Raw genomic sequence first — 25,993 nt, 5'->3', positions numbered from 1 at the left:
ATCAGATGTCACCGACAGAATATGAAACCCAGTATTATCAACGGCTCGGAAGTGTCTAGATTATCCGTGGCGATTCAGCTCCGCTGCTGGAGAGTATTGGTCTGTATCGCCCGCCGCTTACGGGTATTGATATGGAGCTTTACCGCCATCCTATGCGCCGCCAGAAGCTGGCTGAATCAATCCGGGCGCAGCGTGCAAAACTTCAGGAGGGAAGCCAGAAATGATGCATTGTCCCTTCTGCAAAAGCGCGGCACATACCAAATCGAGCCGCTATATGTCAGAGCAGGTAAAAGAGCGTTATCACCAGTGCACTAACCTCGACTGCTCCTGTACTTTCAAGACGAATGAGAGCATCACAAAGGTGATCACCGCACCGCCACAGCCGGAAAAAATACCGGTATCATCACCGGAACCAGCAAGAGAACGCCAGACGCTGGGCCGTTATGGTTCTGCATTCCGCCAGATTCATTAATCCCTCACACTGCCGCTGCATAACCAGCGGCTTTTTTATTCCTGTCTTTGTCTTACTGAAGCCTTTTTTTGGCGAGCCGCTTTGTAAAGAGCAGTGCATGCATAGCGTGCATGGATCTGCATGCAAAATCATGTGCCGCTTTCTCCCATTCAGGCCATATAGGGCGCGGCTTGGCCCACACAATGCACTTGCATGAAAAACGATGCATAAAGCGGGCAGGCGTGGCGGGGATAGCATTGCGCGCGAAGTGCATCATTTATTTTTCATTTGCCAAAGGAAGTAAAAATCATTTGATCTAGCCTCACTTTTCCCTCTTATGGTTTTAGTATAGTCAACAGCAGTGCTAATAACTGCTGCTCCACCTCCTATGGCTGCTAGTAAGTGGCTAAGATCATTTGGTAAAATTCCTGCATATAAACCGAATGAAACAGCACCAGAACCAATAATAATTTTATCTCTTATCCCAGCCTTAGTTTTTTTCTTCCAGTCACTTACTTTTTTTTCAATGGTGTTGATCTCAGGGAGAATTTGGTCTCTAAATATTTCAGCAATCTCTCTTTGTTCCCAATATTTACTCTTTCTAATTAGATTGTTAACTTTGTCTCTGTAAACCTTGAATGACTCTTCTTCTTTCTCCCTGATTTTCAGTATGCTTTCTAAGTTTTTACTTTGTATTGTTGGTAGGTAGTGTTCAATGGAAGAGTTGAAGCTTTTTGAGTTCACTTTATATATGGTAGGGTTAGTATTTGTTGCCACCATAATTTGCTGCTGGTTGTCACATAAATATGATGTGCCATAAAATTTTGTATGCCACTCTTGTTCTGATAAGTCTTCAATTATTGGTGATATGATTAAAGCAAGGATCTGTTCTTGAACTACTTCTTTCATTGAAAATCTATAAGGTAAAGACTTGTTGAAGAGTGATTTAATATAATCACCAACAGGCTCCATGAGATGAAAATACATAACTCCGTGCTCGACAAAACTATCTGGCCCTTTTATCTCCAAAAAAGGAGTGCCGTCGGCAGTAATATCAAAACTAACCGTGCATTTATGAATCAATTCTTCATGAAGTAATTCGTATAAATCCTTTTCTTTTTTAATTAATTCTTCAGAAAGTGGGCCGGCTAATGATAGTCCGTGTTCGTGGCATAAGGCGATTTTATTAAGTGCGTATTTTATTATGCCTCTTTTAATTAATGGTTTTAGATAGAGATAGTTATATATGCCAGCAATAACATCTTGTCTTGACATGCTATTAACGTTCTCAACTCCATCTATAGTGACTTTTTCAAATGGATTTTGAATATAAACTTCATCGCTATAGAGTGCAGAGAATGATGCTACTTGTAATATTTTATTGATTCGGCATTCTGCGGCGGAACATGGATGACGGCCGCCGCTCAATGATGCGTTTGCTATAAATGAAAAGTTTTCATTTTTATGCGGGTTTATATTAAAATAATGCCTAGTAACAAGATATATAGTTTCAGTAAACTCATAGAAATCTTCATCATTCATGTCAAGAATAGAAGATTCAATATTACCTTGCGTGCCGAGAATAATTATTTCATCCAGCTCTGAAATAAAATCCATAATTACGATCCTTTTAAATTTCTAAGGTGAACTAATGTGAAAGTGATTTCTTTACGAATAACCCCCGCCAGTTCATTAAATTATAACGCGCAGCTAAGTATGTAGACCTATTGTAAGCACGGCGTACTTCATTTTTATCTGAATGAGCTAAAGCCGCCTCAATAATATCTGCATTGAATCCCTGCTCGTTGAGTGCAGTACTTGCGATTGAGCGTAGCCCATGAGCAACTAACTTACCATCATAGCCAATGCGTTTTAAAGCGGCGTTTGCAGTTTGGCTATTCATTGATTTTTTGGATCATTCCTACTAGGGAAAACATGTTCCCTATGAGCGCTAATTGGCTTCATTGCATCCAGAATCTCTAATGCTTGAGGTGATAAAGGAACAATGTGTTCCCGCTTAGCTTTCATCCGTTCGGCTGGAATAGTCCAGAGTTTCGCATGGAGATCGATCTCTACCCATCGAGCGCCAGAGGCCTCAGAAGGGCGCACAAGGGTCAGGAGCTGCCACTCAATAAGACAGCGAGTCGGAACAGATAGGTTCGACATGACTAGAGAACGCATCAGCATAGGCAATTCTTCCGGTCGAAGTGTTGGCATGTTTTGCTTTTTGGGTTTTTCAAAAGCCATACCAACGCCCGAAGCCGGATTTGCATCAATCAACCCTGTGTTGACTGCAAAAATCATAATCTCGTTAATGCGCTGCACTAATCGGCGAACAGTCTCAAGTGCGCCGCGAGCTTTGATTGGCTCCAGTGCTTCAACAATCGTCTTGGCTTTGAGCGTTTGAACAGGAATCTCACCGATAGTAGGGAAGATGTCTTTCTCCAGCGATCGCCAAATATCCTTCGCATAATCTTCGGTAACGCTTTTGCTCTTAAGCTGGAACCATCTCCCAGCCACAACTGAAAAAATGCTATCCAGCTCGATTTGGCGTTGTTCCGATACTTCCTCTTGCTGCTTCTGCGGGTCAATCCCTTGAGCAAGCAGCGAAAGATATTGGTCACGCATTTGGCGAGCGACGGCGAGCGTCAGGGCAGGGTAAGAGCCTAGGCTGAGATTTGTGCGGCTAATGCTATTTGGCCGCTGGTAGCGAAAACGCCACAGCTTTTTACCTGATGTTTTGACGAGCAGGAAAAGTCCATCGCCATCGTGCAGCGTTAAGTCTTTCTCTTGAGAATTGGCTTTGAGGATTTCGTTATTGGTGAGGGGGCGTGTCATCCGGGCCATGACTGGTTTCCGTCCATAATTGGTACACGTTTTAGGTACACATTATTTATAACGTGTACCAACTCGTGTACCAATTATCTCTGGATTCAGGGGGGAACGCCTCGGATGATTACAGACACAAAAAAGCCCGCAAGGCTTTCGCCGTGCGGGCTTTCAGGACTTCAGCGGACGATTCTGGTATCGCCGCGAAAGAATTTTGGTGGAGCTGGCGGGAGTTGAACCCGCGTCCGAAATTACTACACCGTCGGTACTACATGCTTAGTCAGTCTTTACATTCGCCGGCCAGCTGCGGACAGACACGCCACTGACAAACTAGCCTGATTAGATTTAGTGCTTCAACCCCAGGCAAGGCATCCACACGATCTCTTTTGGGTTTGACCTCTCTTGATCCCCGTCTTAAGAGCGGAAGCTAGGGAGAGAGGGCTCTTGGCAGGTTATTAAGCTGCTAAAGCGTAGTTTTCGTCGTTTGCGACTATTTTTTTGCGGCTTTTAACGAGGCAAACCGCCCCTCGACATGCACCTAAGGCTTCACAATCCCGTCGAGTCCAGAATCAGCCCCAAGAACTTCTTATACTACAGAATAGTGACGGATGAATCCAGTGCTTAACGCTTTGAATTCTTCATAATACGTGCTTTATCCATCTGCCATTCGCGATCTTTCACATCGTTACGCTTGTCGTGTTCTTTCTTACCGCGCGCCACACCGATCTTCAGCTTGGCCCATGCGTTTTTCCAGTACATCGACAGTGCAACCACTGTGAAACCTTCGCGGTTGACTCGGCCGTAAAGCGAATCGAGTTCGCGCTGCTTCAGCAACAGCTTGCGGCTACGCGTGGGGTCACACACCACGTGCGTAGAGGCAACCGCCAGCGGCTGGAAAGTGGAACCGAACAGATAGGCTTCGCCATCGCGCAGCAAAATGTAGCTGTCGCTGATATTGGCTTTACCGGCGCGGAGTGATTTAACTTCCCATCCCTGTAGCGACATCCCCGCTTCGAACTCTTCTTCAATGAAGTATTCGTGGCGAGCGCGTTTGTTGAGGGCAATAGTGGCTGAACCGGGTTTGTGAGCTTTTTTCTTTGTCATAGTGCGGCGTAGTCTACATCACTCAGTCTGTGGGCGCATCCCCCTGTCCTGGGGGCGGTAAAAAACACACTATTTTAGCACAGCTGGCAAACCCGTGAATTTTGTTTGGTGTCCGAAAATGGTATTATTCAACGGTTTTGTGATGAACAGGAACCATTATGGCCCAGATTAGCCGTTCGGCGTTGGTCCCCTATAGCGCTGAGCAGATGTATCAGCTCGTGAATGATGTGGACGCTTATCCTCAGTTTCTTCCAGGCTGCACGGGCAGTCGCGTGTTGGATAACAGCGGAAATCAGATGACGGCAGCGGTAGATGTCTCGAAAGCGGGCATCAGTAAAACCTTTACCACCCGCAACACGTTGATCAGCAATCAGAGCATTTTAATGCAGTTGGTTGATGGTCCGTTCCGCAAGCTGACCGGTGGATGGCACTTCACGTCTCTGGGTGATGATGCCTGCAAAGTGGAGCTGAGCCTCGACTTCGAATTCACCAACATGCTGGTTGAAATGGCCTTTGGTCGTATCTTCAAAGAATTAGCGAATAGCATGGTGCAAGCGTTCAGTCAGCGCGCGAAAGAGGTTTATCGTGCCTGATATCACCGTTGAGATCGTTTATGCGCTGCCTGAAAAGCAGTATTTGCGTTCGGTAACCCTGGAAGAGGGTGCGACCGTAGAGCAGGCGATTAAAGCCTCGGGCTTGTTATCACTGCGCAAAGACATCGACCTGGCAAATAACAAGGTGGGGATTTTCAGTCGGCCAGTAAAGTTGGGTGATGCGGTTCAGGATGGCGATCGCGTGGAGATTTACCGCCCACTGATTGCGGATCCTAAAGAGATGCGTCGCCAGCGAGCAGAACGCTCGGCGAGCAACAAATAGCGGAATCGCAGATACAAAAAAGGCGCTTAAGCGCCTTTTTTGTTGCCGATCACTTAGCCTTCTTTGCCAGTGAGTTTCGGTTTGTTATCGATATTGGTCAGCGTACCGTTGCTGTCAAAGGTCAGCGTCAGGGTTTGCTGCTTCACGCCTTCATGGCCTGGTTCCTGACGGAACACGTAATACCAGACATTGCTGCCAAACGGATCGTGCATCATCGGTGTGCCGAGAGTGTAGGCAACCTGCTGCTGCGTCATGCCGATGTGAATCTTCGAAACATCGTTGGCGACCAGGTAATTCCCCTGATTGATATCCGGACGATATACAACGCGCTCAAGGGTGGAACATCCGGCGGTCATCATCAACATTACCACTGCCGCGGCAGTCAGCGTTTTACAGCGCATCTATACATTCCTTTTCTGGGGCCAAACGCCTTTTGTCAGGCTGTTTTGTTGCCATCAAATTCTGAACTCTGCTTACGGCAGGCTTTATTATGGCGATATAACTGCCGATGATAATAAACCTTTGTCCTATTGGAAACCTCTACAGAGCAAGCATATGACCACCAGGCCAGAAAAAAGTGCGGAATCAGGCTGCTAAAAGTTCTTTTGCGTTGGCCAGCGTGTTGCGCGTGACTTCGCTACCGCCTAACAAACGTGCCAGTTCCTGCAGGCGGGCTCGTTTATCCAGCGGCTGCATATGGGTTTCGGTCATCTCGCCATCGGTCTCTTTGCTGACGTAGAAGTGCTGATGTCCACAACCGGCAACCTGCGGCAAGTGCGTCACACACATCACCTGGGTGGATTCGCCGAGTTGGCGCAGCATCTGACCGACCACTGCAGCCGTTGGGCCGCTGATACCGACATCCACTTCATCGAAGATCATGGCCGGCGTTTCCATTTTCTGTGCGGTGATCACCTGAATCGCCAGCGCAATACGCGACAGCTCACCCCCTGATGCCACTTTGCCGAGTGGTTGCAACGGCTGGCCAGGGTTGGTGGTCACGCGGAAATCAATGCGTGTAGCGCCATCTGCCGTAAGTTGATCGGCTTTGAACTCCAGCTCAATAGCAAACTGACCGTGCGGCATCGACAGAGTACGCATGCTCTGGGTGATCAACTGGCTGAGTTCATGTGCCGCCTGCTCACGCAGCTGATGCAGTTTTTCCGCGCAGGCCACCGCCGCCAGATGGTGTGATCCCACTTCATTTTGCAGCGTTTCCTGATCGCTCTCTTGCTGCGACAGTTGCTCTGCTTCGTCGAGTAATTGCTGATACAGCACCGGCAAGGTTTCAGGTGACACGTGATGTTTACGAGACAGCGCAATCTGGCGTGACAGACGTTGTTCCAGTTCATGCAGACGATTGGGATCGAGATCCAGACGTTCACAATAGTGGCGCAGCTCGTCGCTGGCTTCGCTCAGTTGAATCGCTGCCTCTTCCAGCAAATTGAACACGCCGCTCACTTTGTCATCCAGCGAGACTAATTCGCCGAGCATATTGCGCGCGCTATACAGCAAGCTTTGCAGGTTAGTGTCATCGCTATCGGCGAGAATTTGCAGAGCCTGCTGGCTAGTCGAGAGCAGTTGGCCGCTGTTAGCGAGACGTTTGTACTCTTCATCAATCTGCTCAAATTCGCCCGGCTGTGGGGCAAATTCATTCAGTTCTTTCAGCTGATATTGCAGCAGTTCACGGCGTGCTTCACGCTCCTGCGATAGTTGCTGATGCTGAGCCAGCGCACGGCAGCTTTGATGCCAGCGCTGGTAGTGCTGACGCATCTCATCAAGCAGGTCATCATGAGCCGCATAAGCATCCAGCAGATGTTTTTGGTGGTCTGGCTTGAGTAGCAGCTGGTGCGCATGCTGGCCGTGAATTTGAATCAGCAGCTGTCCGAGTTCACGCAGTTGTGACAGCGGCACCGAAGTGCCATTGATGAAGCCACGAGAGCGGCCATCGGCACTGATCACGCGGCGCAGCAGGCATTCGCTGCCTTCATCGAGCTGATTCTCCACCAGCCAGCGCTGTGCAGAAGGTGAGGCTTTGAGCTGGAAACGCGCGCAGATATCGGCACGACTGGCACCCTGACGCACCATATCTGCTTCAGAGCGGCCGCCCAGGCACAGGCCCAGCGCATCAATTGCGATGGATTTACCTGCGCCGGTTTCCCCCGTGATCGCTGTCATCCCACGATGAAAGTCGATCTCCAGTTCACGAACGATAGCAAAGTTACTGATGGTCAGTTGTGCCAGCATGAAATCACCTGTATGTAAAAACAGATATGGTTTTTCATACAGTATAAACTGGTTTTTTATACAGTAAAGTGGCTGGCGGTGATTTTCAGAACAATTTTTTTGACCAGCCCAGTTTTGAGCTTAACGTATTAAAATAATTGTAATTTTTAGGATGGATTAGGTTGAGATGATGCGCGCTGCGGCGAATCAACACATCTTCTCCTTCCTGGATAGGTAACGCAATCTGGCTATCGCAGCTGATTTCCAGGTCGCTACGCAGAGATGAAAAACGCAGACGGATTGTGCTGCTGCTGTTGATCACCAGCGGGCGCGCAGAAAGCGTATGCGGGAACATCGGCACAATGGCGATGGCATCCAGCGATGGCGTGAGAATCGGGCCGCCCGCTGAGAGGGAATAGGCGGTGGAACCAGTGGGCGTCGAGATGATTAAGCCATCCGAACGCTGGGAAAACGCAAAGACCTCATCGATATACACCTCGAATTCAATCATGTGCGCCACTTTCCCCGGATGCAGCACCACTTCATTAATGGCACTTCCGATCCGCGGCGAGCACGCTTCTTTGCACACCTGCGCCTCCAGCAGGAAACGGCTTTCAACAAAGTATTCGCCTTGCAGCACATCATCCAGCTGTTGCTGTGCGTTATCGGGATCGAGATCGGTGAGAAAACCGAGATTACCGCGGTTAATCCCAATCACTTTGATGTCATAACGTGCCAGCACGCGTGCCGCGCCCAACATATTGCCATCACCGCCCACTACCACGGCTAAATCGGCGCGTTGGCCGATTTCCGCCAGGCTGCCGGTTTCCACATCTTTCAGGTTCAATTCGCGCGCAATCTGCTGCTCGACGATCACCTCATAGCCTTTTGCTGTCAGCCAGCGCCAGAGCATTTCATGGGTGGTTAACGCAGTAGGATGGCGCGGATGGCCGACAATCCCAATGCAGTTAAAGTGTTTGTTCATTTAGCGCGTGTTCCTCATAAGCCAAAACGGCCAGGCAATGTGATGGGTTCACTTGAAACCGTCAAACTGATCCCCATAATAAGCCAACCAGCGAGATGAATGTGCAAAACGCGGAGAAATTCATGAGTAGTAAAGAACAGAACACCCCTAACGAGCAAGTCTCAGACGAAATTCAACAGGATCAGCAGCACGTGGACGCAGAGACGGCAACTGAGGTGGATCCGCGTGATGAGCGTATCGCGCAACTGGAAGCGGAATTAGCCCAGTCGCAAGGTGGCGTGCGTGAAGCACAGCTGCGCGCTCAGGCGGAGATTGAGAACATCCGTCGCCGTGCCGAAATGGATGTGGAAAAAGCGCACAAGTTTGCGCTGGAAAAATTTGCCAACGAACTGCTGCCAGTGATTGATAGCCTCGAGCGCGCGCTGGAAGTGGCTGATAAAGAGAACACCGAACTGGCTTCGATGATTGAAGGCATCGAACTAACGCTGAAATCCCTGCTGGGTGCCGTGCGTAAGTATGGTGTTGAAGTGGTCGGGGAAACCAACGTGCCATTCAACCCGGATGTGCATCAGGCGATGTCGATGATTGAATCAGAAGACATGGCACCGAACCATGTACTGATGGTGATGCAGCGTGGTTATACCCTCAATGGTCGCCTGTTGCGCCCAGCGATGGTGGCAGTAACCAAAGCCAAGGGCTGATTACCCTGCTGAATACAAAAACGGCCGCTGATTGCGGCCGTTTTTATTTCTAAGGCAGGACAGGCATCCAGTCGATGGGCGTCTGGCCCGACTGGATTAACAGCGCGTTCGCCTGCGAGAAGTGCTTACTGCCAAAAAAGCCGCGATGGGCGGAAAGCGGGGAAGGGTGCGGCGCTTTCAAAACATGGTGACGATGCGTATCGATAATGCTGCCTTTCTTCTGCGCATGCGAACCCCACAGCAGGAAAATCACGCCTTCACGATGTTGATTGATCGCGCTTATCACATTGTCCGTAAAGGTTTCCCAGCCGAATCGCGCGTGGGAATGCGCTTTACTGGCTTCTACCGTGAGCACCGTGTTCAGCAGCATCACACCTTGTGTGGCCCAGCTTTCGAGGAAGCCGTGCTGTGGGCGCGTAAAGCCCGCAATATCCTGCTCCAATTCTTTGTACATATTCAGCAGTGAAGGAGGCGTGGGCACGCCGGGAAGCACGGAGAACGCCAGACCGTGCGCCTGATTCGGGCCGTGATAGGGATCCTGGCCCAGAATCACCACCTTAATGTCGCCCAGTTCCGTCAGACGGAAGGCATTGAACACGTCTTTTTGCGGCGGATATACGGTCACACCTGCGGCACGTTCGTTAGCTACCGCTTTTAAGGTTTCGACGAAGTAAGGTTTTTCTTTCTCTTCAGCCAGCACGTCGTGCCAGGTCAGCTTCTCAGCCATCGTTAACTCCCTGCAAAATTTTGCGCCTAGCTTAACGTGTCGGACACGGCAGCAGAAGGACAAAAATAATTTGAAAAAATACAGAAAAAGTTTTTATGCGTAATGGTTGTAAATCAATTTGTTAGCGATGAAGCGCATTTCGCTTGCCAGCATAATTGATAAAGGTCAAAACGGCGGCAAATCCCCGGTGGTATATCAATGTGTCAGATCAATGGATACACCGCGTGATAGGAAACATCGCGCATTAAAGCCCTGGAGGTCACTATGATTACCGGTATTCAAATTACTCAGGCCAATAACCCACAACTGCTGAACTCATTCTGGTTGCTGGATGACGAGAAAGCGGAAGCCCGTTGCCTGTGCGCAAAAGGCGATTTCACGGAAGATCAGATCGTTGCGATCAGCGATCTGGGCGACATTGCTTACCGTGAAATCCCGCTGGAGCAGAAACCCGAGGTGCGTATTGAAGGGGGCCAGCACCTGAACGTCAACGTGCTGCGCCGCGAAACCTTAGAAGATGCGGTTAAGCATCCGGAAAAATATCCGCAGCTGACCATTCGTGTGTCTGGTTATGCGGTGCGCTTTAATGCGCTTACCCCTGAACAGCAGCGCGATGTGATTACCCGTACTTTCACTGAAAGTCTGTAATTGATCGGCTGACGAAAAGTCACACAGCAATACAGGCCGCGCCGATACTCTTTGGTGCGGCTTTTTTGTCTTTATCGATCCTAAAAGGGAATGCCGGAAAGGGGATTCACAGCAAAAATATAACCGAAGCGCTATTTTGGCAGGCTAAAGATAAAAAAAACGCCTCATCAGAGGCGCTTTATTGAGTGAGTGCTGATTTATTCTGCACCGCTCTCAGGTGTGCTGCTGCCGCTTGCCTTACGACGTTTACCGACATTTTTGGTGTCACGATGACGTTGTTTAACACGCGGTTTTTCAGCTTCTTTCTCTTTGCGCTCTTTACGCTTCGCAAGGGCTTTTTTCGACGGTTTTCCTGTCACTTTAGCACTTGGCGCACGTGATTCCGGACGCAACTCTTCGATGATGCGCGCTTTGATCGGCTCGTTGATATAACGGGTAATTTTACCCAGCAACACATGATCATGTGCCTCAACCAACGAAATCGCCGTGCCTTTACGGCCAGCACGTGCAGTACGACCAATACGGTGTAAGTAGATATCGGCAGTTAGTGGCAGGTCATAGTTGATGACGTGAGTGACGTCATCAATGTCGATTCCGCGTGCCGCAACATCTGTCGCAATCATCACATTGACGCGATTTTCGTTGATACGCTTAATCGCTTCATTGCGGTTTACCTGCACCATCTCACCTTCAAGATAGCTGGTACGAATACCGGCTTCGTGTAGCCAGGTCACCAGTTCATGCAGGCGCTCACGCTTACGCACAAACACCACCACGCGCTTGGCTTCAGGCTGTTTTAACAGGTGCACCAACAGCTTGGTTTTGTGCTCAAGGTTGTCAGCACGGTAAAACCACTGTTGAATCTTTTTACGTTCGCTTTTGCTGGGATCCGCTTCAATTGATACCGGATCGTTGAGCAGACGCTCGGCAAAATCTTTGATGTTCTCGCCTTCCAGCGTGGCGGAGAACAGCAGCGTCTGTTTGCGCCAGCGGGTTTCCGCAGCGATGGTTTCAATATCCTGCGCGAAGCCCATGTCGACCATGCGGTCGGCTTCATCCAGAATCAGCGTTTCTACGGCGCGGCAGTCAAAGTTTTCTTCTTTGATGTACTGCAGCAGGCGACCGGTGGTGGCCACCACGATGTCCTGGTTTTCGCTGAACACTTCGGCGTGGTTCATATAAGCCACACCACCGGTGATGGTAGCGATATCCAGGTGCGTGTGTTTAGCCAACTCACGTGCGTGATCGGCAACCTGCATCGCCAGTTCGCGGGTTGGCGTGAGGATCAAAATACGTGGCGGGCCCGATTTTTTGCGTGGGAAGTCGAGCAGATGCTGTAAAGCGGGCAGCAGAAAAGCAGCGGTTTTCCCCGTTCCGGTTGGCGCCGAACCCAGAACGTCACGGCCTTCCAGCGCGGCAGGAATGGTCTCAGCCTGAATGGCAGTGGGGCGCGTGAAGCCTTTTTCCTGCAGCGCTTGCAGCAGGCTTTCGTCGAGTTCGAGTTCGGAGAATGTGGTTACGGTCATGGTCTACCTCAGTTTGGGGCGCTGATTATAGACAGAACAGACATAATCTTCATCTGTTTGTGTGCAGCAGGTGAAGGTGAATTCCCCTCGCGACCACGTTACACTCCCCGCAGTAGATAATTCAACGGTAGTGAAGTATGTCTCAGGACCAGCCGCAGACGCGGGCAATGTTAAGAAAAGATGGTTTTACCTTTAAGCAATTTTTCGTGGCGCATGATCGCTGTGCGATGAAAGTCGGCACCGATGGCGTGTTACTGGGTGCCTGGGCGCCAGTGGCAGGCGCGCGACGAATTCTGGATATTGGCTGCGGCAGCGGATTGATTGCGCTGATGCTGGCACAGCGTACGCCACAACAGGTGATGCTGGATGCCGTCGAGCTGGAAGCCAGTGCGGCTAGCCAGGCTGAGGAAAACGTTCAGGCTTCTCCGTGGGCCGATCGTATCACTGTGCATCAACAGGATATCGTCAGCTGGAGCGAGCAATCGGAAAAGCGCTACTCCCTGATCGTCAGCAACCCACCTTTTTTTGCGCCGGGAACGGCGTCAGCCAGCGCAGAGCGTGATAGCGCGCGCAGTACCACCACCCTGGATCATCCCACGCTATTGCGCTGTGCCGCTCAGCTAATCGAAGAAGAGGGGATTTTTTGCGTGGTGCTGCCTGAGGATGCGGGAGAAAATCTCATCCCGCTGGCGCTGGCTGATGGCTGGCATTTGCGATATCGCTACGACGTGGCGGCTTACGCGCATCGTCCGCCGAATCGTCTGGTGTTAGGTTTCTCGCCCACGGCAGGTGAAACGTTGCTGGAACGTCTCGCCATTCGTGATGAAGATAAGAGCTACTCGGCTGACTGGCTGAGTCTGGTCAGTGATTTCTATCTGTTCCGATAATGCTCTGGCTGGAGTTGAGTCGGTAAAGCTTCCGGGAGTTGATCGGGATAATCAGGCGTACAGTGCAGGCCGCGACTCTCTTTGCGTTCCAGCGCACAGCGCACCATCAACTCCGCCACCTGCACCAGATTGCGTAACTCCAGCAGGTTATTGGAGAGGCGGAAATGCGCGTAATACTCATCGATCTCCTGCTGTAGTAAATTAATTCTGCGCAGTGCGCGCTCAAGCCTTTTGGTGGTGCGCACAATTCCCATGTAATCCCACATGAACAGGCGCAGTTCATGCCAGTTGTGCTGAATCACCACGCGTTCGTCCGCGTCATCGACCCGGCTTTCATCCCAGGCTGGCAGTTGCTCGACGGCGGCAACATCCGGCAAGCGGCGAATCATGTCTTCTGCCGCAGACCAGCCATACACCAGACACTCCAGCAAAGAATTCGATGCCATGCGATTGGCACCGTGCAGGCCGGTATAGCTCACCTCGCCAATGGCATATAGCCCATCAACATCGGTGCGGCCCTGCTGATCCACCATCACGCCGCCGCAGGTGTAGTGGGCGGCAGGAACGATGGGAATGGGCTGTTTTGTCAGGTCCAGTCCGAAGGTCAGCAATTTCTCGTAGATCATCGGGAAGTGCGCGCGGACAAAACTCTCTGGCTGATGGCTGATATCCAGATACATGCAATCGACACCCAAACGCTTCATTTCATGATCGATAGCGCGCGCCACGATATCGCGCGGGGCCAGTTCAGCGCGCTCGTCAAAATCAGGCATAAAACGGGTACCATCCGGGCGCAACAGCCATGCGCCTTCGCCGCGCAGTGCTTCCGTGAGCAAAAAGTTCTGTGCCTGAGGATGGAACAAACAGGTGGGGTGGAACTGATTGAATTCCAGATTGGCGACACGGCAGCCAGCACGCCATGCCATCGCAATACCATCGCCAGAGGCCACATCCGGGTTGGTGGTGTACTGATACACTTTTGCTGCACCGCCAGTGGCCAGTACCACCGCACGAGCACGACAGGTTTCCACCTGTTCGCGATTGCGGTTCCAGATCCACGCGCCCACCACCCGACGCTTGCCCGGCAGCCCCAGTTTGTCGGAAAGAATTAAATCAACGGCGTTAGTGCGTTCAATAATACGGATGTTGGGATGGCTTAGCGCCTGGCTCACCAGCGTGGTTTCCACCGCGCGGCCAGTGGCATCGGCGCTGTGCAGGATTCGACGATGGCTGTGACCACCTTCGCGCGTCAGATGGTAACGCGCTTCGCCGTCACCTTGTGGTTCCTTGTCGAAGGCCACGCCGTTATCAATCAACCATTGCACGCAATGGCGCGCATTGCTGGCGATAAAGCTAACGGTTTCGCGCTCACATAAGCCTGCACCGGCAATTAATGTGTCTTCGACGTGAGATTCAATGCTGTCTGTTTCATCAAACACCGCGGCGATACCGCCCTGGGCATACAGCGTCGAACCTTCGTTCACCAGTGCTTTGCTTAACACGGTCACCTGGTAATAGGGTGCCAGTCGCAGCGCCAGAGAGAGGCCTGCAGCACCGCTACCCACAATTAACACATCACATTGGTAATCAGGATTCGATGTCATGGTGTTTAATTTACTAAACAAAAGGTTTCCCGAGCATAAGCCTGGAAGCCAGTCCTGTGAAGTATTTTGAACAAATTACGCGGTAAAATTATCCAGAGCGGCGACATAATCACGCGATATCAGTAAGTTATGTCCAAAAATAAGCACATCGTGTTTTTTATACCAAACACTCTGAAAATTCAGGTAATAGAGGTGAAAATTAGGGCGTCATAGGGTACTCTCCCAGCGATTATCGGTGCCGCAAATGACGCCAACGGCGTAGCCAGTCGCTACACTGAAAGACAATCAACAACAATGATGTCGTGGTTCCGATACGGAAAATATCTGGTCGTGGTGAACTTCAGGCCAACATATGACTCTAAGCGCATGCTTGCTCAGAACAATGAGATGTGCTGGCAGTTCACTTACGCATAAAAAGAGATTTGGGGAGACATTACCTCGGATGAGCGAGCAGTTAACGGATCAGGTTCTCGTTGAGCGGGTTCAGAAGGGAGATCAAAAGTCATTTAATTTACTGGTGATTCGATACCAGCATAAAGTGGCGAGCCTGGTTTCACGTTATGTCCCTTCAGGCGATGTGCCTGATGTGGTTCAGGAATCCTTTATTAAAGCGTATCGCGCACTGGAATCTTTCCGTGGCGATAGCGCCTTTTATACATGGCTGTACCGCATTGCGGTGAATACAGCAAAAAACTATTTAGTGGCTCAGGGGCGTCGTCCGCCATCCAGCGATGTGGATGCTATCGATGCAGAAAATTTCGAAAGTGCGGGAGCATTAAAAGAAATTTCGAACCCTGAGAACTTAATGTTGTCAGAGGAACTGAAACAAATTGTTTTTCGGACCATTGAGGCGCTTCCCGAAGATCTGCGTATGGCCATCACTCTCAGGGAGTTGGATGGTTTAAGTTACGAAGAGATTGCCGCCATCATGGATTGCCCGGTGGGTACGGTTCGTTCGCGTATCTTCCGTGCCCGAGAGGCCATTGATAATAAAGTTCAACCGCTTATCCAACGTCAGTGATAACGGCTACTGGAAGGGTACCAAAGCATGCAGAAAGAAAAACTTTCCGCTTTAATGGATGGTGAAACTCTCGATAACGAGCTGCTGGCGTCGTTGTCGAAAGATGCAGATCTTCAAAAAAGCTGGGAGAGCTACCATCTAATCCGCGACACCTTGCGAGGTGATGTCGGTGAAGTGCTGCATTTTGATATCTCCGCACGCGTTGCAGCGGCCATTGAAAATGAGCCATTGCGTAAAGTGACTCCGCTGATTCCTGAAGCGCAGCCTGAGCCATCACGCTGGGAGAAAATGCCGTTCTGGCGTCGTGGCGGCACCTGGACTGCACAACTGGCGCAGATTGGTGTGGCTGCCTGTGTCTCGCTGGCCGTGATTGTGGGTGTTCAGCACTACAATACTCAGCCTGGCAGCAGTGCAACGGAAACCTCAGATTCTCCAGCGTTTAATACGCTGCCGATGATGGGTAAAGCTTCTCCTGTCAGTCTTGGCGTCCCTTCTGACGCGTTTGACACCAATAGCTCTAACCAGCAGGTACAGGAACAGCGTCGTCGCGTGAATGCCATGCTGCAGGACTATGAACTGCAACGCCGTCTGCATGCTGATCAGGTCCAGTTCGATGAAAAGAATGATCCTCAGCAGGCGCAAGCTAATGTTCCCGGAAATCAGTCGTTAGGAACTCAACAGCAGTAATGAAGCAACTTTGGTGTGCCGTTAGCCTGCTGGCAGGCAGCCTGCTTTGGTCCTCCACCGCCCCGGCGCAGACATCTGCTTCCGGGGCGTTGTTACAGCAGATGGAGCAGGCAAGCCAGAACCTCAACTACGAATTCGCCTACATCAATGTCTCTCGTCTTGGCATTGAATCTCTGCGCTATCGTCATGCAGTTATCGATAATCGTATCTTTGCCCAACTGTTGCAGATGGATGGGCCGCGTCGTGAAGTGATTCAACGTGGCAATGACATCAGCTACTTCGAGCCTGGACTTGATCCTTTCTCACTACCGGGCAATCACATTATTGATGCGCTGCCTGCATTGATGTTTGCTGATTTCTCCCGCCTTGGTGATGCCTACGATTTTATTCCGGTAGGACGTTCACGTATGGCCGATCAAATGTGCGAAGTGGTACGCATCGTGTCGCGTGATGGCACGCGCTACAGCTATGTCGTGTGGCTGGATGTTGATACTAAATTGCCGCTACGCATTGATTTGCTGGATCGTGATGGTGAAACGCTGGAGCAGTTCCGTGTCATCAGCTTTGCGGTGGATGAAGGCGTGCGTAATCTGATGCAGGGGCTGGAAAAAGCCAATCTGCCGCCAACGCTGTCATTACCGGCGGGCGATAAAGTGCAGCTCAGCTGGCAGCCAGGCTGGTTGCCAGCGGGTATGACACTGATTTCGCAGAGTCGCCGCGATATGCCAGCCATGAATAAAACCGTAGAATCTCGTCTGTACAGCGATGGCTTATTTAGCTTTGCTATCAACATTACGCCTGCCGATAAAAGCAGTGTGCCGCAGTCATTGCGCACTGGGCGTCGTACGGTGCAGACAGAAGTGCGCGATAATCGTGAAATCACCGTGGTGGGCGAATTACCGCCTGCAACGGCCAAACGTATCGCGGACAGCATAGATTCAGGTGCACAAAAATGATGAGAGAATGGGCCACCGTGGTGGCGTGGGAAAAAGGCATTGCCACGCTGCACTCGGAAGCGAAAACCTCCTGTAACAGCTGTTCAGCCCGCAAAGGCTGCGGCAGCCACGCGCTCAATCAACTTGGGCCGAAAAATGCTCATGTCATGACCATTGCCAGCCCGGAGCCTTTACAGCCCGGACAGCGCATTGAATTGGGTATCCGTGAAAGCAGTCTGCTGGGTTCAGCGCTGCTGGTTTACATGACGCCGCTGTTTGGCCTGTTTTTAGTCGCAGGTCTGTTTCAGATGCTGTTCCACAGCGATCTGGCGGCGGCCTGCGGTGCACTGTTAGGCGGCATCGGTGGCTTTATTGTGGCTAAAGGGGTTTCCAGCGTGTTCGGTCATCGGGAAGCCTTTCAGCCGATCATCCTCAGCGTTGCGTTACCGCCCGATGCCATGCGCGTAGAAAATGAAGGTTGATCCCTGCCAGGGCCGCGCAATGCGCGGCTTTTTCATTTAGGCTTACCCGCTGAAATCTGTTGCGATTCCCCACAGTTCCATTCTTTAACGCGCGGCGTTAACAGTGTAATATGCGTCGTCATTAATGAGGCTGACAGGATTCCGGGTAAAGCTCACTTTCCTGAATGTGTCTGTGCTCAAGTTTTCCACTGATTTTTTACGTGAAGATATTCATATAAATGAAGCACATACGAAATTTCTCCATCATCGCACACATCGACCACGGCAAATCAACGCTCTCTGACCGCTTGATTCAGATTTGTGGTGGCCTCAGCGATCGTGAGATGGCGGCGCAGGTTCTGGATTCTATGGATCTGGAGCGCGAGCGCGGCATTACCATCAAAGCGCAAAGCGTCACGCTCGATTACAAAGCGCTGAACGGTGAAACTTACCAGCTCAATTTTATCGATACTCCCGGCCACGTTGACTTCTCCTATGAAGTTTCCCGCTCTTTAGCGGCTTGTGAAGGGGCTTTGCTGGTGGTCGATGCAGGTCAGGGCGTTGAAGCACAGACGCTGGCGAACTGCTACACCGCAATGGAAATGGATCTGGAAGTGGTACCGGTTCTGAACAAAATCGACTTGCCTGCGGCCGATCCTGAGCGCGTGGCGGAAGAGATTGAAGATATCGTCGGTATTGATGCGGCTGATGCCGTGCGCTGCTCGGCGAAAACCGGCGTTGGCGTTCCGGATGTGCTTGAGCGTCTGGTGCGTGATATCCCACCACCGGAAGGTGATCCGGAAGGCCCACTGCAGGCGCTGATCATCGACTCATGGTTCGATAACTACCTGGGCGTTGTGTCACTGATTCGTATCAAGAACGGTACGCTGCGTAAAGGCGACAAAGTGAAGGTGATGAGCACCGGTCAGACCTATAACGCTGATCGCTTAGGCATCTTTACACCGAAACAGGTTGACCGTAATGAACTGAACTGCGGTGAAGTAGGCTGGTTGGTTTGCGCTATCAAAGACATCATGGGCGCGCCAGTCGGTGACACCCTGACGCTGCAACGCAATCCTGCTGAACATGTCCTGCCAGGCTTTAAGAAAGTGAAGCCACAGGTATATGCTGGCCTGTTCCCGATCAGCTCTGATGACTATGAAGCGTTCCGTGATGCGCTGGGCAAACTGAGCCTCAACGATGCCTCACTGTTCTATGAGCCAGAAAGCTCAACGGCGCTGGGCTTCGGCTTCCGCATCGGCTTCCTCGGTCTGCTGCACATGGAGATCATTCAGGAACGTCTGGAGCGTGAATACGATCTCGACCTGATTACTACAGCGCCAACGGTAGTTTATGAAGTCATCACCACCGACGGCCAGACAGTCTATGTTGACAGCCCTTCGAAGCTGCCACCGCTGAACAATATTGAAGAACTGCGCGAACCGATCGCCGAGTGTCATATGCTGCTGCCGCAGGAATTCCTCGGCAACGTCATCACCCTGTGTATTGAGAAACGCGGTGTGCAGACCAACATGGTTTACCACGGTAAACAGGTTGCGCTGACCTATGAAATCCCGATGGCAGAGGTGGTACTCGACTTCTTCGACCGTCTGAAATCAACGTCTCGCGGCTATGCATCGCTGGACTATAACTTTAAACGTTTCCAGGCCTCTGACATGGTGCGTGTCGACGTGATGATTAACTCAGAACGTGTTGATGCGCTGGCGCTGATTACCCACCGTGATAACTCTCAGTATCGTGGCCGCGACCTCGTGGAGAAGATGAAAGATCTGATCCCACGTCAGCAGTTCGATATTGCGATTCAGGCGGCAATCGGCAACCACATTATCGCTCGCTCAACGGTCAAGCAGCTGCGTAAAAACGTCCTGGCGAAATGCTATGGCGGTGACGTGAGCCGTAAGAAGAAACTGTTGCAGAAGCAGAAAGACGGTAAGAAGCGAATGAAGCAGGTCGGCAACGTTGAGCTGCCGCAGGAAGCATTCCTTGCCATTCTGCATGTCGGTAAAGACAGCAAATAAGGAACTTTAATGGCTAATATGTTCGCCCTGATTCTGGTGATCGCCACGCTTATAACGGGTGTTATCTGGTGTATCGATCGCTTTAAGTGGGCTCCGGCGCGTCGTGCTAAGCAGGCAGCTGCACAAGCGCAGGCGGGCAACACATTGGACGGCAAAACGCTGGCCAAAGTGGCGGCTCAGCCAGGCTGGGTAGAAACGGCGGCATCGGTGTTCCCGGTGCTGGCAGTGGTACTGATCGTTCGCTCATTTATTTTTGAGCCGTTCCAGATCCCATCAGGTTCCATGATGCCGACGTTGCTGATTGGTGATTTTATTCTGGTGGAGAAGTTTGCTTACGGAATCAAAGATCCGATTACTCAAACCACGCTGATCCCAACGGGTCATCCGCAGCGTGGTGATGTGGCGGTGTTTAAATACCCGAAAGATCCGAGCGTCGATTACATTAAACGTGTGATCGGTCTGCCGGGCGACAAAGTGGTGTTTGATCCTTACAGTAAAACGCTGACGGTTAACCCGGGTTGTGGCACGGGCAAATGCGATACCGCGTTGCCGATCACCTATACCAACGTGGAGCCAAGCCGCTTCATTCAAACCTTCAGCGGCTTTGATGGCAATGAAACCGGCAACGGCTTCTTTGAAGCACCACAGGGCGAAATCATGAAGGGCGGCCTGCGTCTGGGAACACGTAAAGAGACTTTGGGCACGGTGACGCACGATATCCTGTTAGTAAACGAAGCGCAGAGCCAGGCAAGCATGTATTATCAGCAGCCGGGTCAGCCGCAATCCACGTGGATCGTGCCGGAAGGGCAATATTTCATGATGGGTGATAACCGCGATAACAGCGCCGACAGCCGCTACTGGGGCTTTGTGCCTGAGAAGAATCTGGTCGGTAAAGCGGTGGCTATCTGGATGAGCTTTGAGAAACAAGAAGGACAGTGGCCAACGGGCGTGCGCTTAAGTCGCATCGGCGGAATCCACTAAGCATTATGCCCACTGCGGTGGGCAACACGGTTGGCCTCTTTCGGGGGGCCACTGCAAACGAAACAGAACGTGTTGGAAGCTCAGCCCTGTTTCGTATGCAGAGTTACAGACGCACAGAATAACTGGAATCGCATGAACCCCATCCTTATTAACAAGCTGCAGCGCAAACTGGGCTACACTTTTACTCATCCGGAACTACTGCAGCAAGCATTGACTCACCGCAGTGCCAGCAGTAAGCACAATGAACGTCTTGAGTTTCTTGGCGATTCCATTCTCAGCTATGTGATTGCCAATGCGCTTTATCACCGCTTCCCACGTGTGGATGAAGGTGACATGAGCCGCATGCGCGCTACGCTGGTGCGGGGCAATACCCTGGCAGAGATGGCGCGTGAGTTTGAACTTGGCGAATGTTTACGTCTTGGACCGGGCGAGTTGAAGAGTGGCGGTTTCCGTCGCGAATCGATTCTTGCTGATACGGTTGAAGCGCTGATTGGCGGTATCTTCCTCGACAGCAACATTCAAACCGTTGAGAAACTGATTCTCGATTGGTACCAAAATCGCCTTGATGAAATCAGCCCGGGTGATAAGCAAAAAGATCCAAAAACGCGTCTGCAGGAGTTTCTGCAAGGGCGTCACCTGCCGCTGCCTTCTTATCTGGTGGTGCAGGTGCGTGGCGAAGCCCACGATCAGGAATTCACCATTCACTGTCAGGTGAGTGGCATGGCAGAACCGGTGGTGGGTGTAGGTTCCAGCCGCCGTAAAGCAGAGCAAGCTGCCGCTGAACAGGCATTAATTAAGCTTGGTCTCGAATAAAATACATAGTCATATCGCAGCGTCGACAGCGACGCTGCTCAAGTCAGGACTCGAATGAGCGAAATCGAAACACACAGCGGCTTTATCGCGATTGTTGGCCGACCTAACGTTGGCAAATCCACCTTACTGAACCAATTACTGGGGCAGAAAGTGTCGATCACCTCGCGTAAACCGCAAACCACGCGTCACCGCATCATGGGTATTCACACTGAAGGCGCTTATCAGGCGATTTACGTGGATACTCCCGGGCTGCACATGGAAGAGAAGCGGGCGATTAACCGCCTGATGAACCGTGCTGCCAGCAGCTCAATTGGTGATGTGGAGCTGGTGATTTTTGTTGTTGAGGGCACCCGCTGGACGCCGGACGACGAAATGGTCTTGAACAAGCTGCGCGACGGCAAAGTACCGGTGGTGCTGGCGGTTAACAAGGTCGATAACATTCAGGATAAAACCATTCTGCTGCCACACCTGCAGTTCCTGAGCCAGCAGATGAACTTCCTTGAGATTGTACCGATCTCGGCGGAAAGCGGTAAGAACGTTGATGCCATTGCCGCTATCGCGCGTAAATGCCTGCCGAAATCTGACCATCACTTCCCGGAAGATTACATCACCGATCGTTCACAGCGCTTTATGGCGTCTGAGATCATCCGTGAAAAACTAATGCGCTTCCTCGGTGCGGAACTGCCTTACTCAGTGACCGTGGAAATCGAACAATTCGTCTCTAACGATCGTGGTGGCTATGACATCAACGGTCTGATCCTCGTCGAGCGCGAAGGGCAGAAGAAGATGGTGATTGGCAACAAAGGCGCCAAGATTAAAACCATCGGTATTGAAGCGCGTAAAGACATGGAAGAGATGTTTGAGGCAAAAGTGCATCTCGAACTGTGGGTTAAAGTGAAATCGGGTTGGGCGGATGACGAACGTGCACTGCGCAGCCTGGGCTATACAGACGAATAATTGATGGAAGGCTGGCAACGCGCCTTTGTGCTGCATAGTCGCCCTTACAGCGAAACCAGCCTCCTGCTCGATCTGTTCAGCGAAAGCGAAGGGCGTGTCCGCGTCCTGGCCAAAGGCGCACGCTCGCGCCGTTCCCAACTCAAAGGTGCACTCCAACCCTTCACGCCGCTGCTGGTGCGCTGGGGTGGACGTGGCGAAGTTAAAACGCTGCGCAGCGCCGAAGCGGTGTCGCTGGCCTTACCGCTCAGTGGCATCACGCTTTACTGCGGGCTGTACGTTAACGAACTGCTGTCTCGCGTGCTTGAGCAGGAAATTCCTTTCTCCGACCTCTTCTTTGACTATCTCAATTGCATCCAGATGCTGGCCGCAGGCAGTGGCACGCCTGAACCGGCGCTGCGTCGCTTTGAACTGGCGCTGCTGGGCCACCTGGGTTACGGCGTGGATTTCCTGCACTGTGCGGGCAGTGGTGAAGAGATCGATGACGGCATGACGTACAGTTATCGTGAAGAGAAGGGGTTTATCGCCAGCCTGGTGGTGAACCAACGCAGTTTTACCGGTCGCCAGTTGCGTGCGCTGTGGGAACGCGAGTTTCCCGATGCCGACAGCCTGCGTGCTGCCAAGCGCTTCACGCGTATGGCGCTCAAGCCTTATCTGGGCGGTAAACCGCTGAAGAGCCAGGAACTGTTTCGCCAGTTTGTGCCCAAAAAGAAGCCCGATGTGGCAAACGACTAGCGCTGGTCGTACCGCCTGATATGCTCAGCACGGTACACTGCAAACACACTGAACCTATTTAAGGATTGTCATGGCTGAGTTGCTGTTAGGGGTCAACATTGACCACATCGCCACCGTACGTAACGCACGTGGCACGAATTATCCCGATCCAGTCCAGGCGGCGTTTGTTTCTGAACAGGCGGGCGCAGATGGCATCACTGTGCACCTGCGTGAAGATCGTCGTCATATCACCGATCGCGATGTGCGTATTCTGCGCGACACCATCCAGACACGTATGAATCTGGAGATGGCGGTGACCGATGAGATGATCGACATTGCCTGTGATATCAAGCCGCACTTCGTGTGTCTGGTGCCGGAAAAGCGCCAGGAAGTGACCACTGAAGGCGGATTAGATGTGGCGGGTCAGCAGGACAAAATCAATGCTGCGGTTCGCCTGCTGAGCGAAGCGGGTATTCTGGTGTCGCTGTTCATCGATGCCGACCACCGCCAGATTGAAGCGGCCGTTGCCAGCGGCGCGCCTTACATTGAGATCCACACTGGCGCCTATGCGGAAGCACCGGAAGGGCTGGAGCGTGAAGCCGAATTATCGCGTATTCGCAAAGCGGCCACGTTTGCAGCCAGCCTCGGTTTGAAGGTTAACGCCGGTCACGGTCTGACGTATCACAACGTGCAACCCATCGCTGAACTGCCGGAGATGCATGAGCTAAACATTGGTCACGCCATCATTGGCCGTGCGCTGTTCAGTGGCCTGGCGGATGCGGTGTCAGAGATGAAGCAGCTGATGCGGGAAGCGCGTCGTTAATGGCGATTCTCGGACTCGGCAGCGACATCGTTGAAATCGAACGTATTGCCGGTGTGATTGAGCGATCCGGCGATCGTCTGGCGCGTCGCGTCTTGAGCGAAGCCGAGTGGCAGCAATATCAGGCGCACCAGCAACCGGTGCGCTTTCTTGCCAAACGTTTTGCGGTGAAAGAAGCGGCGGCCAAAGCCTTTGGTACAGGCATTCGCGGTGGTCTGGCCTTTAATCAATTCGAAGTGTACAACGACGCGCTTGGCAAACCGGGCTTACGCTTTTTCGAACAGGCAAAAGTGATTGCCAGCCAGTTGGGCGTGAAACATGTGCATGTCACGCTGGCCGATGAGCGCCACTACGCCTGCGCAACGGTGATCATCGAAGACTAAGGGTGCAACACGACAAATTTCTCCCACAGCGCCTCACGGGTTTCCGGGTGCTGTGGGTCAGAAATGATGGTGTTATCAATCGGGCAGACGCTTTGGCAGGTCGGCACATCATAATGGCCCACGCATTCGGTGCAGCGGTCGACATCAATCTCATAGATCGCCTCACCTAAACTGATGGCCTGGTTCGGGCATTCAGGTTCGCACATATCGCAATTGATGCATTTCGCCGTAATGAGTAAAGCCATGATCGCCGTTAGCCTGAGAAAGAAGACGCGCACCTTATCATAAAACCGGCTTATAAGGTCGCATGGTTTATTGCGCGGGATCAAACAAAGCGAGGATTGCGTCACTCAAGCAAAATTCATCAAAGGTTAGATAGGAATTAGGAATACTCCGAGTTATCATTTTGTGCGGTAATTATCCGCATAAATGTTTGTCGTAAGCACCATGATAAAAATTAACTCGTTGAAAGAAATGTTTTTAAAGCAGCAATGCATTCAGTGTGGAGTTGCGCGAGGGTGGCTGGCTCGCTGGATGTCTGATGATGCCGCTTTATGCGATGAGTGCCTGCATAACTTGCAGCATGCGAGCCGCCAGGCCTGTCGTCACGATTCTGCTTCGCAAAGTAAAAAGGCCGAATGACGGCTTTTTTTGTATCACACCAGTTTTTTGACCAGTTCTTCACTGTGCCTTATGTGGCTTGAAGCGCGTTCTGGATCGTTTTGTACCAACGCCATAAACAGCAGGTCAGTCAACGCTAGTTGTGCACTGGTGGATGAGATTGCGGCACTGCGCGTGCTTTGCTCCTCGGCAACGGTGTACAAGCATATGGAAGCGCACTGTTGCAGCGAGTTGGGGGTAAAGCCGGTAAACGCCAGCACGTCGACCCCCAGCTGCGCGGCTTCCTGTGCCGCAAGGTTAATCTCACGCCGCTCGCCGGTATAGGAAATCGCCAGCAGCACATCCCCCGGTGCCATCGCCTGCACGCTCGCCAGTAAAGCATGCATATCCTGCTCGGCTACCGCGTTGATGCCAATCTTCATCAGCTTCCATGAGAAATCTTTCGCCACTAACCCCGACGCACCGATGCCCACTAACAAAATGCGGTTGGCGTTTTTCAGCAATTGCAGGGTTTGCAGCAATTTCTCTTCGCTGTTGATATCCAGCGTGGCGCGGATAGCGGAAATCTTCTCAGTCAGTAATTTTTCGCCGACCACTTTGAGGGGATCGTCGCTAAGAATATGATTGTGCACGGTGATGGCGTCGCGATCCGCCAGCGACTCACTCAGTGCCAGTTTCAGCGCAGGGAATCCCTTATAGCCCAATTTTTGGGCAAACTTCACCACGCTCGACTGGCTGACGCCCGATTCCTCAGCCAGTTTTTGTGAACTCAGATGCCGTGCCCGATCCGGCTGCGACAGCAAAAAATCCGCCAGCCGACGCTCATTTAGCGCCAGTCGAGGGTAGAGCTGGCGAATTCGCAGCAATGAACTCATGTTCGATCCTTAATCCATCTAATCCCGCTTGAGCTTAGTCTCTTTTCGCACCATCAGGTTTTAATGACATCACGCCGACACAAAGAATAAACTATTCAGCTGGCATTGTGGCCATTGGAATTAAA

General features: G+C 51.6%; 27 protein-coding genes, 1 other RNA gene and 1 pseudogene. 17 read left to right on the top strand and 12 right to left on the bottom strand.

The genetic code is table 11. The annotated features are described in order from the left end of the window. The first annotated feature begins 220 nt into the window (after window positions 1–220). The gene (locus JK231_RS08080) at window positions 221–472 is read left to right on the top strand and encodes an ogr/Delta-like zinc finger family protein (protein WP_211728329.1); all 252 of its coding nucleotides are present in this window, start codon (window positions 221–223) and stop codon (window positions 470–472) included. 252 nt (window positions 473–724) lie between these two features. Here the strand turns inward: JK231_RS08080 and JK231_RS08075 are convergent, their stop codons facing one another. From JK231_RS08075 to smpB, 4 genes and pseudogenes are all read right to left on the bottom strand, one after another. Continuing rightward, window positions 725–2,068, bottom strand: coding sequence for a hypothetical protein (locus JK231_RS08075; RefSeq protein ID WP_211728328.1), 1,344 nt, complete (start codon window positions 2,066–2,068; stop codon window positions 725–727). A gap of 31 nt (window positions 2,069–2,099) precedes the next feature. Further along, window positions 2,100–3,298: pseudogene (locus JK231_RS08070) on the bottom strand (integrase domain-containing protein). 197 nt (window positions 3,299–3,495) lie between these two features. Then, window positions 3,496–3,857: a transfer-messenger RNA gene (gene ssrA / locus JK231_RS08065) on the bottom strand. A 44-nt stretch (window positions 3,858–3,901) separates the two neighbouring features. Then, window positions 3,902–4,384, bottom strand: coding sequence for an SsrA-binding protein SmpB (gene smpB, locus JK231_RS08060; RefSeq protein WP_034825578.1), 483 nt, complete (start codon window positions 4,382–4,384; stop codon window positions 3,902–3,904). Window positions 4,385–4,542: 158 nt separating this feature from the next. On the opposite strand from smpB, the gene JK231_RS08055 reads away from it, so the two are divergent. After that, a complete protein-coding gene (locus JK231_RS08055; RefSeq protein ID WP_034825580.1) occupies window positions 4,543–4,977 on the top strand; it encodes a type II toxin-antitoxin system RatA family toxin in 435 nt (144 codons plus the stop codon). Then, window positions 4,970–5,260 (top strand): RnfH family protein, encoded by a 291-nt coding sequence (locus JK231_RS08050; protein ID WP_160869439.1) that lies wholly within the window; start codon window positions 4,970–4,972, stop codon window positions 5,258–5,260. The genes JK231_RS08055 and JK231_RS08050 overlap by 8 nt, the downstream gene beginning before the upstream one ends. Before the next feature lie 53 nt (window positions 5,261–5,313). On the opposite strand, the gene bamE is transcribed toward JK231_RS08050, so the two are convergent. The 3 genes from bamE to nadK form a co-directional block, all read right to left on the bottom strand. Beyond that, on the bottom strand, window positions 5,314–5,661 hold the full coding sequence (bamE, locus tag JK231_RS08045; protein WP_211728327.1) for an outer membrane protein assembly factor BamE: 348 nt from the start codon (window positions 5,659–5,661) through the stop codon (window positions 5,314–5,316). Window positions 5,662–5,845: 184 nt separating this feature from the next. Continuing rightward, window positions 5,846–7,507 carry a DNA repair protein RecN gene (recN, locus tag JK231_RS08040; protein WP_211728326.1) on the bottom strand — a complete coding sequence of 554 codons (1,662 nt, stop codon included), beginning with the start codon at window positions 7,505–7,507 and terminating at the stop codon, window positions 5,846–5,848. 85 nt (window positions 7,508–7,592) lie between these two features. Further along, window positions 7,593–8,471 carry an NAD(+) kinase gene (nadK, locus tag JK231_RS08035; protein ID WP_034825588.1) on the bottom strand — a complete coding sequence of 293 codons (879 nt, stop codon included), beginning with the start codon at window positions 8,469–8,471 and terminating at the stop codon, window positions 7,593–7,595. A gap of 122 nt (window positions 8,472–8,593) precedes the next feature. Between nadK and grpE the strand changes: the two genes are divergently transcribed. After that, window positions 8,594–9,172: a nucleotide exchange factor GrpE gene (gene grpE, locus JK231_RS08030; protein ID WP_034825591.1), complete on the top strand. Its 579-nt coding sequence runs from the start codon at window positions 8,594–8,596 to the stop codon at window positions 9,170–9,172. Window positions 9,173–9,221: 49 nt separating this feature from the next. Here the strand turns inward: grpE and ung are convergent, their stop codons facing one another. Next, window positions 9,222–9,899, bottom strand: coding sequence for a uracil-DNA glycosylase (gene ung / locus JK231_RS08025; RefSeq protein WP_211728325.1), 678 nt, complete (start codon window positions 9,897–9,899; stop codon window positions 9,222–9,224). 264 nt (window positions 9,900–10,163) lie between these two features. Here ung and grcA point away from each other — a divergent pair, with 264 nt between their 5' ends. Beyond that, the gene (gene grcA / locus JK231_RS08020; RefSeq protein WP_038645342.1) at window positions 10,164–10,547 is read left to right on the top strand and encodes an autonomous glycyl radical cofactor GrcA; all 384 of its coding nucleotides are present in this window, start codon (window positions 10,164–10,166) and stop codon (window positions 10,545–10,547) included. 197 nt (window positions 10,548–10,744) lie between these two features. On the opposite strand, the gene srmB is transcribed toward grcA, so the two are convergent. After that, window positions 10,745–12,073, bottom strand: coding sequence for an ATP-dependent RNA helicase SrmB (gene srmB / locus JK231_RS08015; RefSeq protein WP_034825597.1), 1,329 nt, complete (start codon window positions 12,071–12,073; stop codon window positions 10,745–10,747). A gap of 137 nt (window positions 12,074–12,210) precedes the next feature. Between srmB and JK231_RS08010 the strand changes: the two genes are divergently transcribed. Beyond that, window positions 12,211–12,960, top strand: a complete 750-nt coding sequence (locus JK231_RS08010; RefSeq protein WP_211728324.1) for a tRNA1(Val) (adenine(37)-N6)-methyltransferase — start codon at window positions 12,211–12,213, stop codon at window positions 12,958–12,960. On the opposite strand, the gene nadB is transcribed toward JK231_RS08010, so the two are convergent. Continuing rightward, complete coding sequence (nadB, locus tag JK231_RS08005; protein WP_211728332.1) at window positions 12,945–14,564, bottom strand: L-aspartate oxidase; 1,620 nt, start codon at window positions 14,562–14,564, stop codon at window positions 12,945–12,947. The genes JK231_RS08010 and nadB overlap by 16 nt on opposite strands. Before the next feature lie 442 nt (window positions 14,565–15,006). Here nadB and rpoE point away from each other — a divergent pair, with 442 nt between their 5' ends. The 11 genes from rpoE (at window position 15,007) to acpS (ending at window position 24,372) form a co-directional block, all read left to right on the top strand. Next, window positions 15,007–15,585, top strand: coding sequence for an RNA polymerase sigma factor RpoE (gene rpoE, locus JK231_RS08000; protein ID WP_038645348.1), 579 nt, complete (start codon window positions 15,007–15,009; stop codon window positions 15,583–15,585). A gap of 27 nt (window positions 15,586–15,612) precedes the next feature. Continuing rightward, complete coding sequence (gene rseA / locus JK231_RS07995; protein ID WP_034825605.1) at window positions 15,613–16,272, top strand: anti-sigma-E factor RseA; 660 nt, start codon at window positions 15,613–15,615, stop codon at window positions 16,270–16,272. Continuing rightward, window positions 16,272–17,228, top strand: a complete 957-nt coding sequence (rseB, locus tag JK231_RS07990) for a sigma-E factor regulatory protein RseB (protein ID WP_034825608.1) — start codon at window positions 16,272–16,274, stop codon at window positions 17,226–17,228. The genes rseA and rseB overlap by 1 nt, the downstream gene beginning before the upstream one ends. Beyond that, the gene (gene rseC / locus JK231_RS07985; RefSeq protein ID WP_058959162.1) at window positions 17,225–17,689 is read left to right on the top strand and encodes a SoxR-reducing system protein RseC; all 465 of its coding nucleotides are present in this window, start codon (window positions 17,225–17,227) and stop codon (window positions 17,687–17,689) included. Before rseB ends, rseC begins: the two co-directional genes overlap by 4 nt. A 218-nt stretch (window positions 17,690–17,907) precedes the next feature. Further along, window positions 17,908–19,707: a translation elongation factor 4 gene (lepA, locus tag JK231_RS07980; RefSeq protein WP_034825613.1), complete on the top strand. Its 1,800-nt coding sequence runs from the start codon at window positions 17,908–17,910 to the stop codon at window positions 19,705–19,707. Window positions 19,708–19,716: 9 nt separating this feature from the next. Then, on the top strand, window positions 19,717–20,688 hold the full coding sequence (lepB, locus tag JK231_RS07975) for a signal peptidase I (protein ID WP_211728323.1): 972 nt from the start codon (window positions 19,717–19,719) through the stop codon (window positions 20,686–20,688). 132 nt (window positions 20,689–20,820) lie between these two features. After that, on the top strand, window positions 20,821–21,501 hold the full coding sequence (rnc, locus tag JK231_RS07970) for a ribonuclease III (protein WP_034825618.1): 681 nt from the start codon (window positions 20,821–20,823) through the stop codon (window positions 21,499–21,501). A 54-nt stretch (window positions 21,502–21,555) separates the two neighbouring features. Next, complete coding sequence (gene era / locus JK231_RS07965) at window positions 21,556–22,458, top strand: GTPase Era (RefSeq protein WP_034825620.1); 903 nt, start codon at window positions 21,556–21,558, stop codon at window positions 22,456–22,458. A 3-nt stretch (window positions 22,459–22,461) separates the two neighbouring features. Next, complete coding sequence (gene recO, locus JK231_RS07960; protein ID WP_097118621.1) at window positions 22,462–23,190, top strand: DNA repair protein RecO; 729 nt, start codon at window positions 22,462–22,464, stop codon at window positions 23,188–23,190. Between the two features lie 70 nt (window positions 23,191–23,260). Continuing rightward, window positions 23,261–23,992: a pyridoxine 5'-phosphate synthase gene (pdxJ, locus tag JK231_RS07955; RefSeq protein WP_034825624.1), complete on the top strand. Its 732-nt coding sequence runs from the start codon at window positions 23,261–23,263 to the stop codon at window positions 23,990–23,992. Next, window positions 23,992–24,372 (top strand): holo-ACP synthase, encoded by a 381-nt coding sequence (gene acpS / locus JK231_RS07950; RefSeq protein WP_034825626.1) that lies wholly within the window; start codon window positions 23,992–23,994, stop codon window positions 24,370–24,372. Before pdxJ ends, acpS begins: the two co-directional genes overlap by 1 nt. On the opposite strand, the gene JK231_RS07945 is transcribed toward acpS, so the two are convergent. Then, complete coding sequence (locus JK231_RS07945) at window positions 24,369–24,617, bottom strand: YfhL family 4Fe-4S dicluster ferredoxin (RefSeq protein WP_058959160.1); 249 nt, start codon at window positions 24,615–24,617, stop codon at window positions 24,369–24,371. The genes acpS and JK231_RS07945 overlap by 4 nt on opposite strands. Window positions 24,618–25,028: 411 nt before the next feature. Then, window positions 25,029–25,868, bottom strand: a complete 840-nt coding sequence (locus JK231_RS07940) for a MurR/RpiR family transcriptional regulator (protein ID WP_034825629.1) — start codon at window positions 25,866–25,868, stop codon at window positions 25,029–25,031. Window positions 25,869–25,993: the final 125 nt, after the last annotated feature.

The organism is Pantoea sp. JGM49, assembly GCF_018257655.1.
GTDB lineage: Bacteria > Pseudomonadota > Gammaproteobacteria > Enterobacterales > Enterobacteriaceae > Pantoea > Pantoea communis.
The sequence above is the reverse complement of the archived record's forward strand: the minus strand, read 5'-3'. Positions and strand labels throughout refer to the sequence as shown.

What these genes read in the sequence shown, in the direction of transcription:
- JK231_RS08055 (WP_034825580.1), top strand. Translation starts at nt 4,543, where the DNA reads ATGGCCCAGATTAGCCGTTCGGCGTTGGTCCCCTATAGCGCTGAGCAG.
- grpE (WP_034825591.1), top strand. Translation starts at nt 8,594, where the DNA reads ATGAGTAGTAAAGAACAGAACACCCCTAACGAGCAAGTCTCAGACGAA.
- acpS (WP_034825626.1), top strand. Translation starts at nt 23,992, where the DNA reads ATGGCGATTCTCGGACTCGGCAGCGACATCGTTGAAATCGAACGTATT.
- smpB (WP_034825578.1), bottom strand. Translation starts at nt 4,384, where the DNA reads ATGACAAAGAAAAAAGCTCACAAACCCGGTTCAGCCACTATTGCCCTC.
- JK231_RS08080 (WP_211728329.1), top strand. Translation starts at nt 221, where the DNA reads ATGATGCATTGTCCCTTCTGCAAAAGCGCGGCACATACCAAATCGAGC.
- rseA (WP_034825605.1), top strand. Translation starts at nt 15,613, where the DNA reads ATGCAGAAAGAAAAACTTTCCGCTTTAATGGATGGTGAAACTCTCGAT.
- JK231_RS07945 (WP_058959160.1), bottom strand. Translation starts at nt 24,617, where the DNA reads ATGGCTTTACTCATTACGGCGAAATGCATCAATTGCGATATGTGCGAA.
- JK231_RS08075 (WP_211728328.1), bottom strand. Translation starts at nt 2,068, where the DNA reads ATGGATTTTATTTCAGAGCTGGATGAAATAATTATTCTCGGCACGCAA.
- srmB (WP_034825597.1), bottom strand. Translation starts at nt 12,073, where the DNA reads ATGACCGTAACCACATTCTCCGAACTCGAACTCGACGAAAGCCTGCTG.
- grcA (WP_038645342.1), top strand. Translation starts at nt 10,164, where the DNA reads ATGATTACCGGTATTCAAATTACTCAGGCCAATAACCCACAACTGCTG.
- ung (WP_211728325.1), bottom strand. Translation starts at nt 9,899, where the DNA reads ATGGCTGAGAAGCTGACCTGGCACGACGTGCTGGCTGAAGAGAAAGAA.
- pdxJ (WP_034825624.1), top strand. Translation starts at nt 23,261, where the DNA reads ATGGCTGAGTTGCTGTTAGGGGTCAACATTGACCACATCGCCACCGTA.
- rseC (WP_058959162.1), top strand. Translation starts at nt 17,225, where the DNA reads ATGATGAGAGAATGGGCCACCGTGGTGGCGTGGGAAAAAGGCATTGCC.
- rpoE (WP_038645348.1), top strand. Translation starts at nt 15,007, where the DNA reads ATGAGCGAGCAGTTAACGGATCAGGTTCTCGTTGAGCGGGTTCAGAAG.
- era (WP_034825620.1), top strand. Translation starts at nt 21,556, where the DNA reads ATGAGCGAAATCGAAACACACAGCGGCTTTATCGCGATTGTTGGCCGA.
- recN (WP_211728326.1), bottom strand. Translation starts at nt 7,507, where the DNA reads ATGCTGGCACAACTGACCATCAGTAACTTTGCTATCGTTCGTGAACTG.
- bamE (WP_211728327.1), bottom strand. Translation starts at nt 5,661, where the DNA reads ATGCGCTGTAAAACGCTGACTGCCGCGGCAGTGGTAATGTTGATGATG.
- lepA (WP_034825613.1), top strand. Translation starts at nt 17,908, where the DNA reads ATGAAGCACATACGAAATTTCTCCATCATCGCACACATCGACCACGGC.
- lepB (WP_211728323.1), top strand. Translation starts at nt 19,717, where the DNA reads ATGGCTAATATGTTCGCCCTGATTCTGGTGATCGCCACGCTTATAACG.
- rnc (WP_034825618.1), top strand. Translation starts at nt 20,821, where the DNA reads ATGAACCCCATCCTTATTAACAAGCTGCAGCGCAAACTGGGCTACACT.
- nadB (WP_211728332.1), bottom strand. Translation starts at nt 14,564, where the DNA reads ATGACATCGAATCCTGATTACCAATGTGATGTGTTAATTGTGGGTAGC.
- JK231_RS07940 (WP_034825629.1), bottom strand. Translation starts at nt 25,868, where the DNA reads ATGAGTTCATTGCTGCGAATTCGCCAGCTCTACCCTCGACTGGCGCTA.
- recO (WP_097118621.1), top strand. Translation starts at nt 22,462, where the DNA reads ATGGAAGGCTGGCAACGCGCCTTTGTGCTGCATAGTCGCCCTTACAGC.
- nadK (WP_034825588.1), bottom strand. Translation starts at nt 8,471, where the DNA reads ATGAACAAACACTTTAACTGCATTGGGATTGTCGGCCATCCGCGCCAT.
- rseB (WP_034825608.1), top strand. Translation starts at nt 16,272, where the DNA reads ATGAAGCAACTTTGGTGTGCCGTTAGCCTGCTGGCAGGCAGCCTGCTT.
- JK231_RS08010 (WP_211728324.1), top strand. Translation starts at nt 12,211, where the DNA reads ATGTCTCAGGACCAGCCGCAGACGCGGGCAATGTTAAGAAAAGATGGT.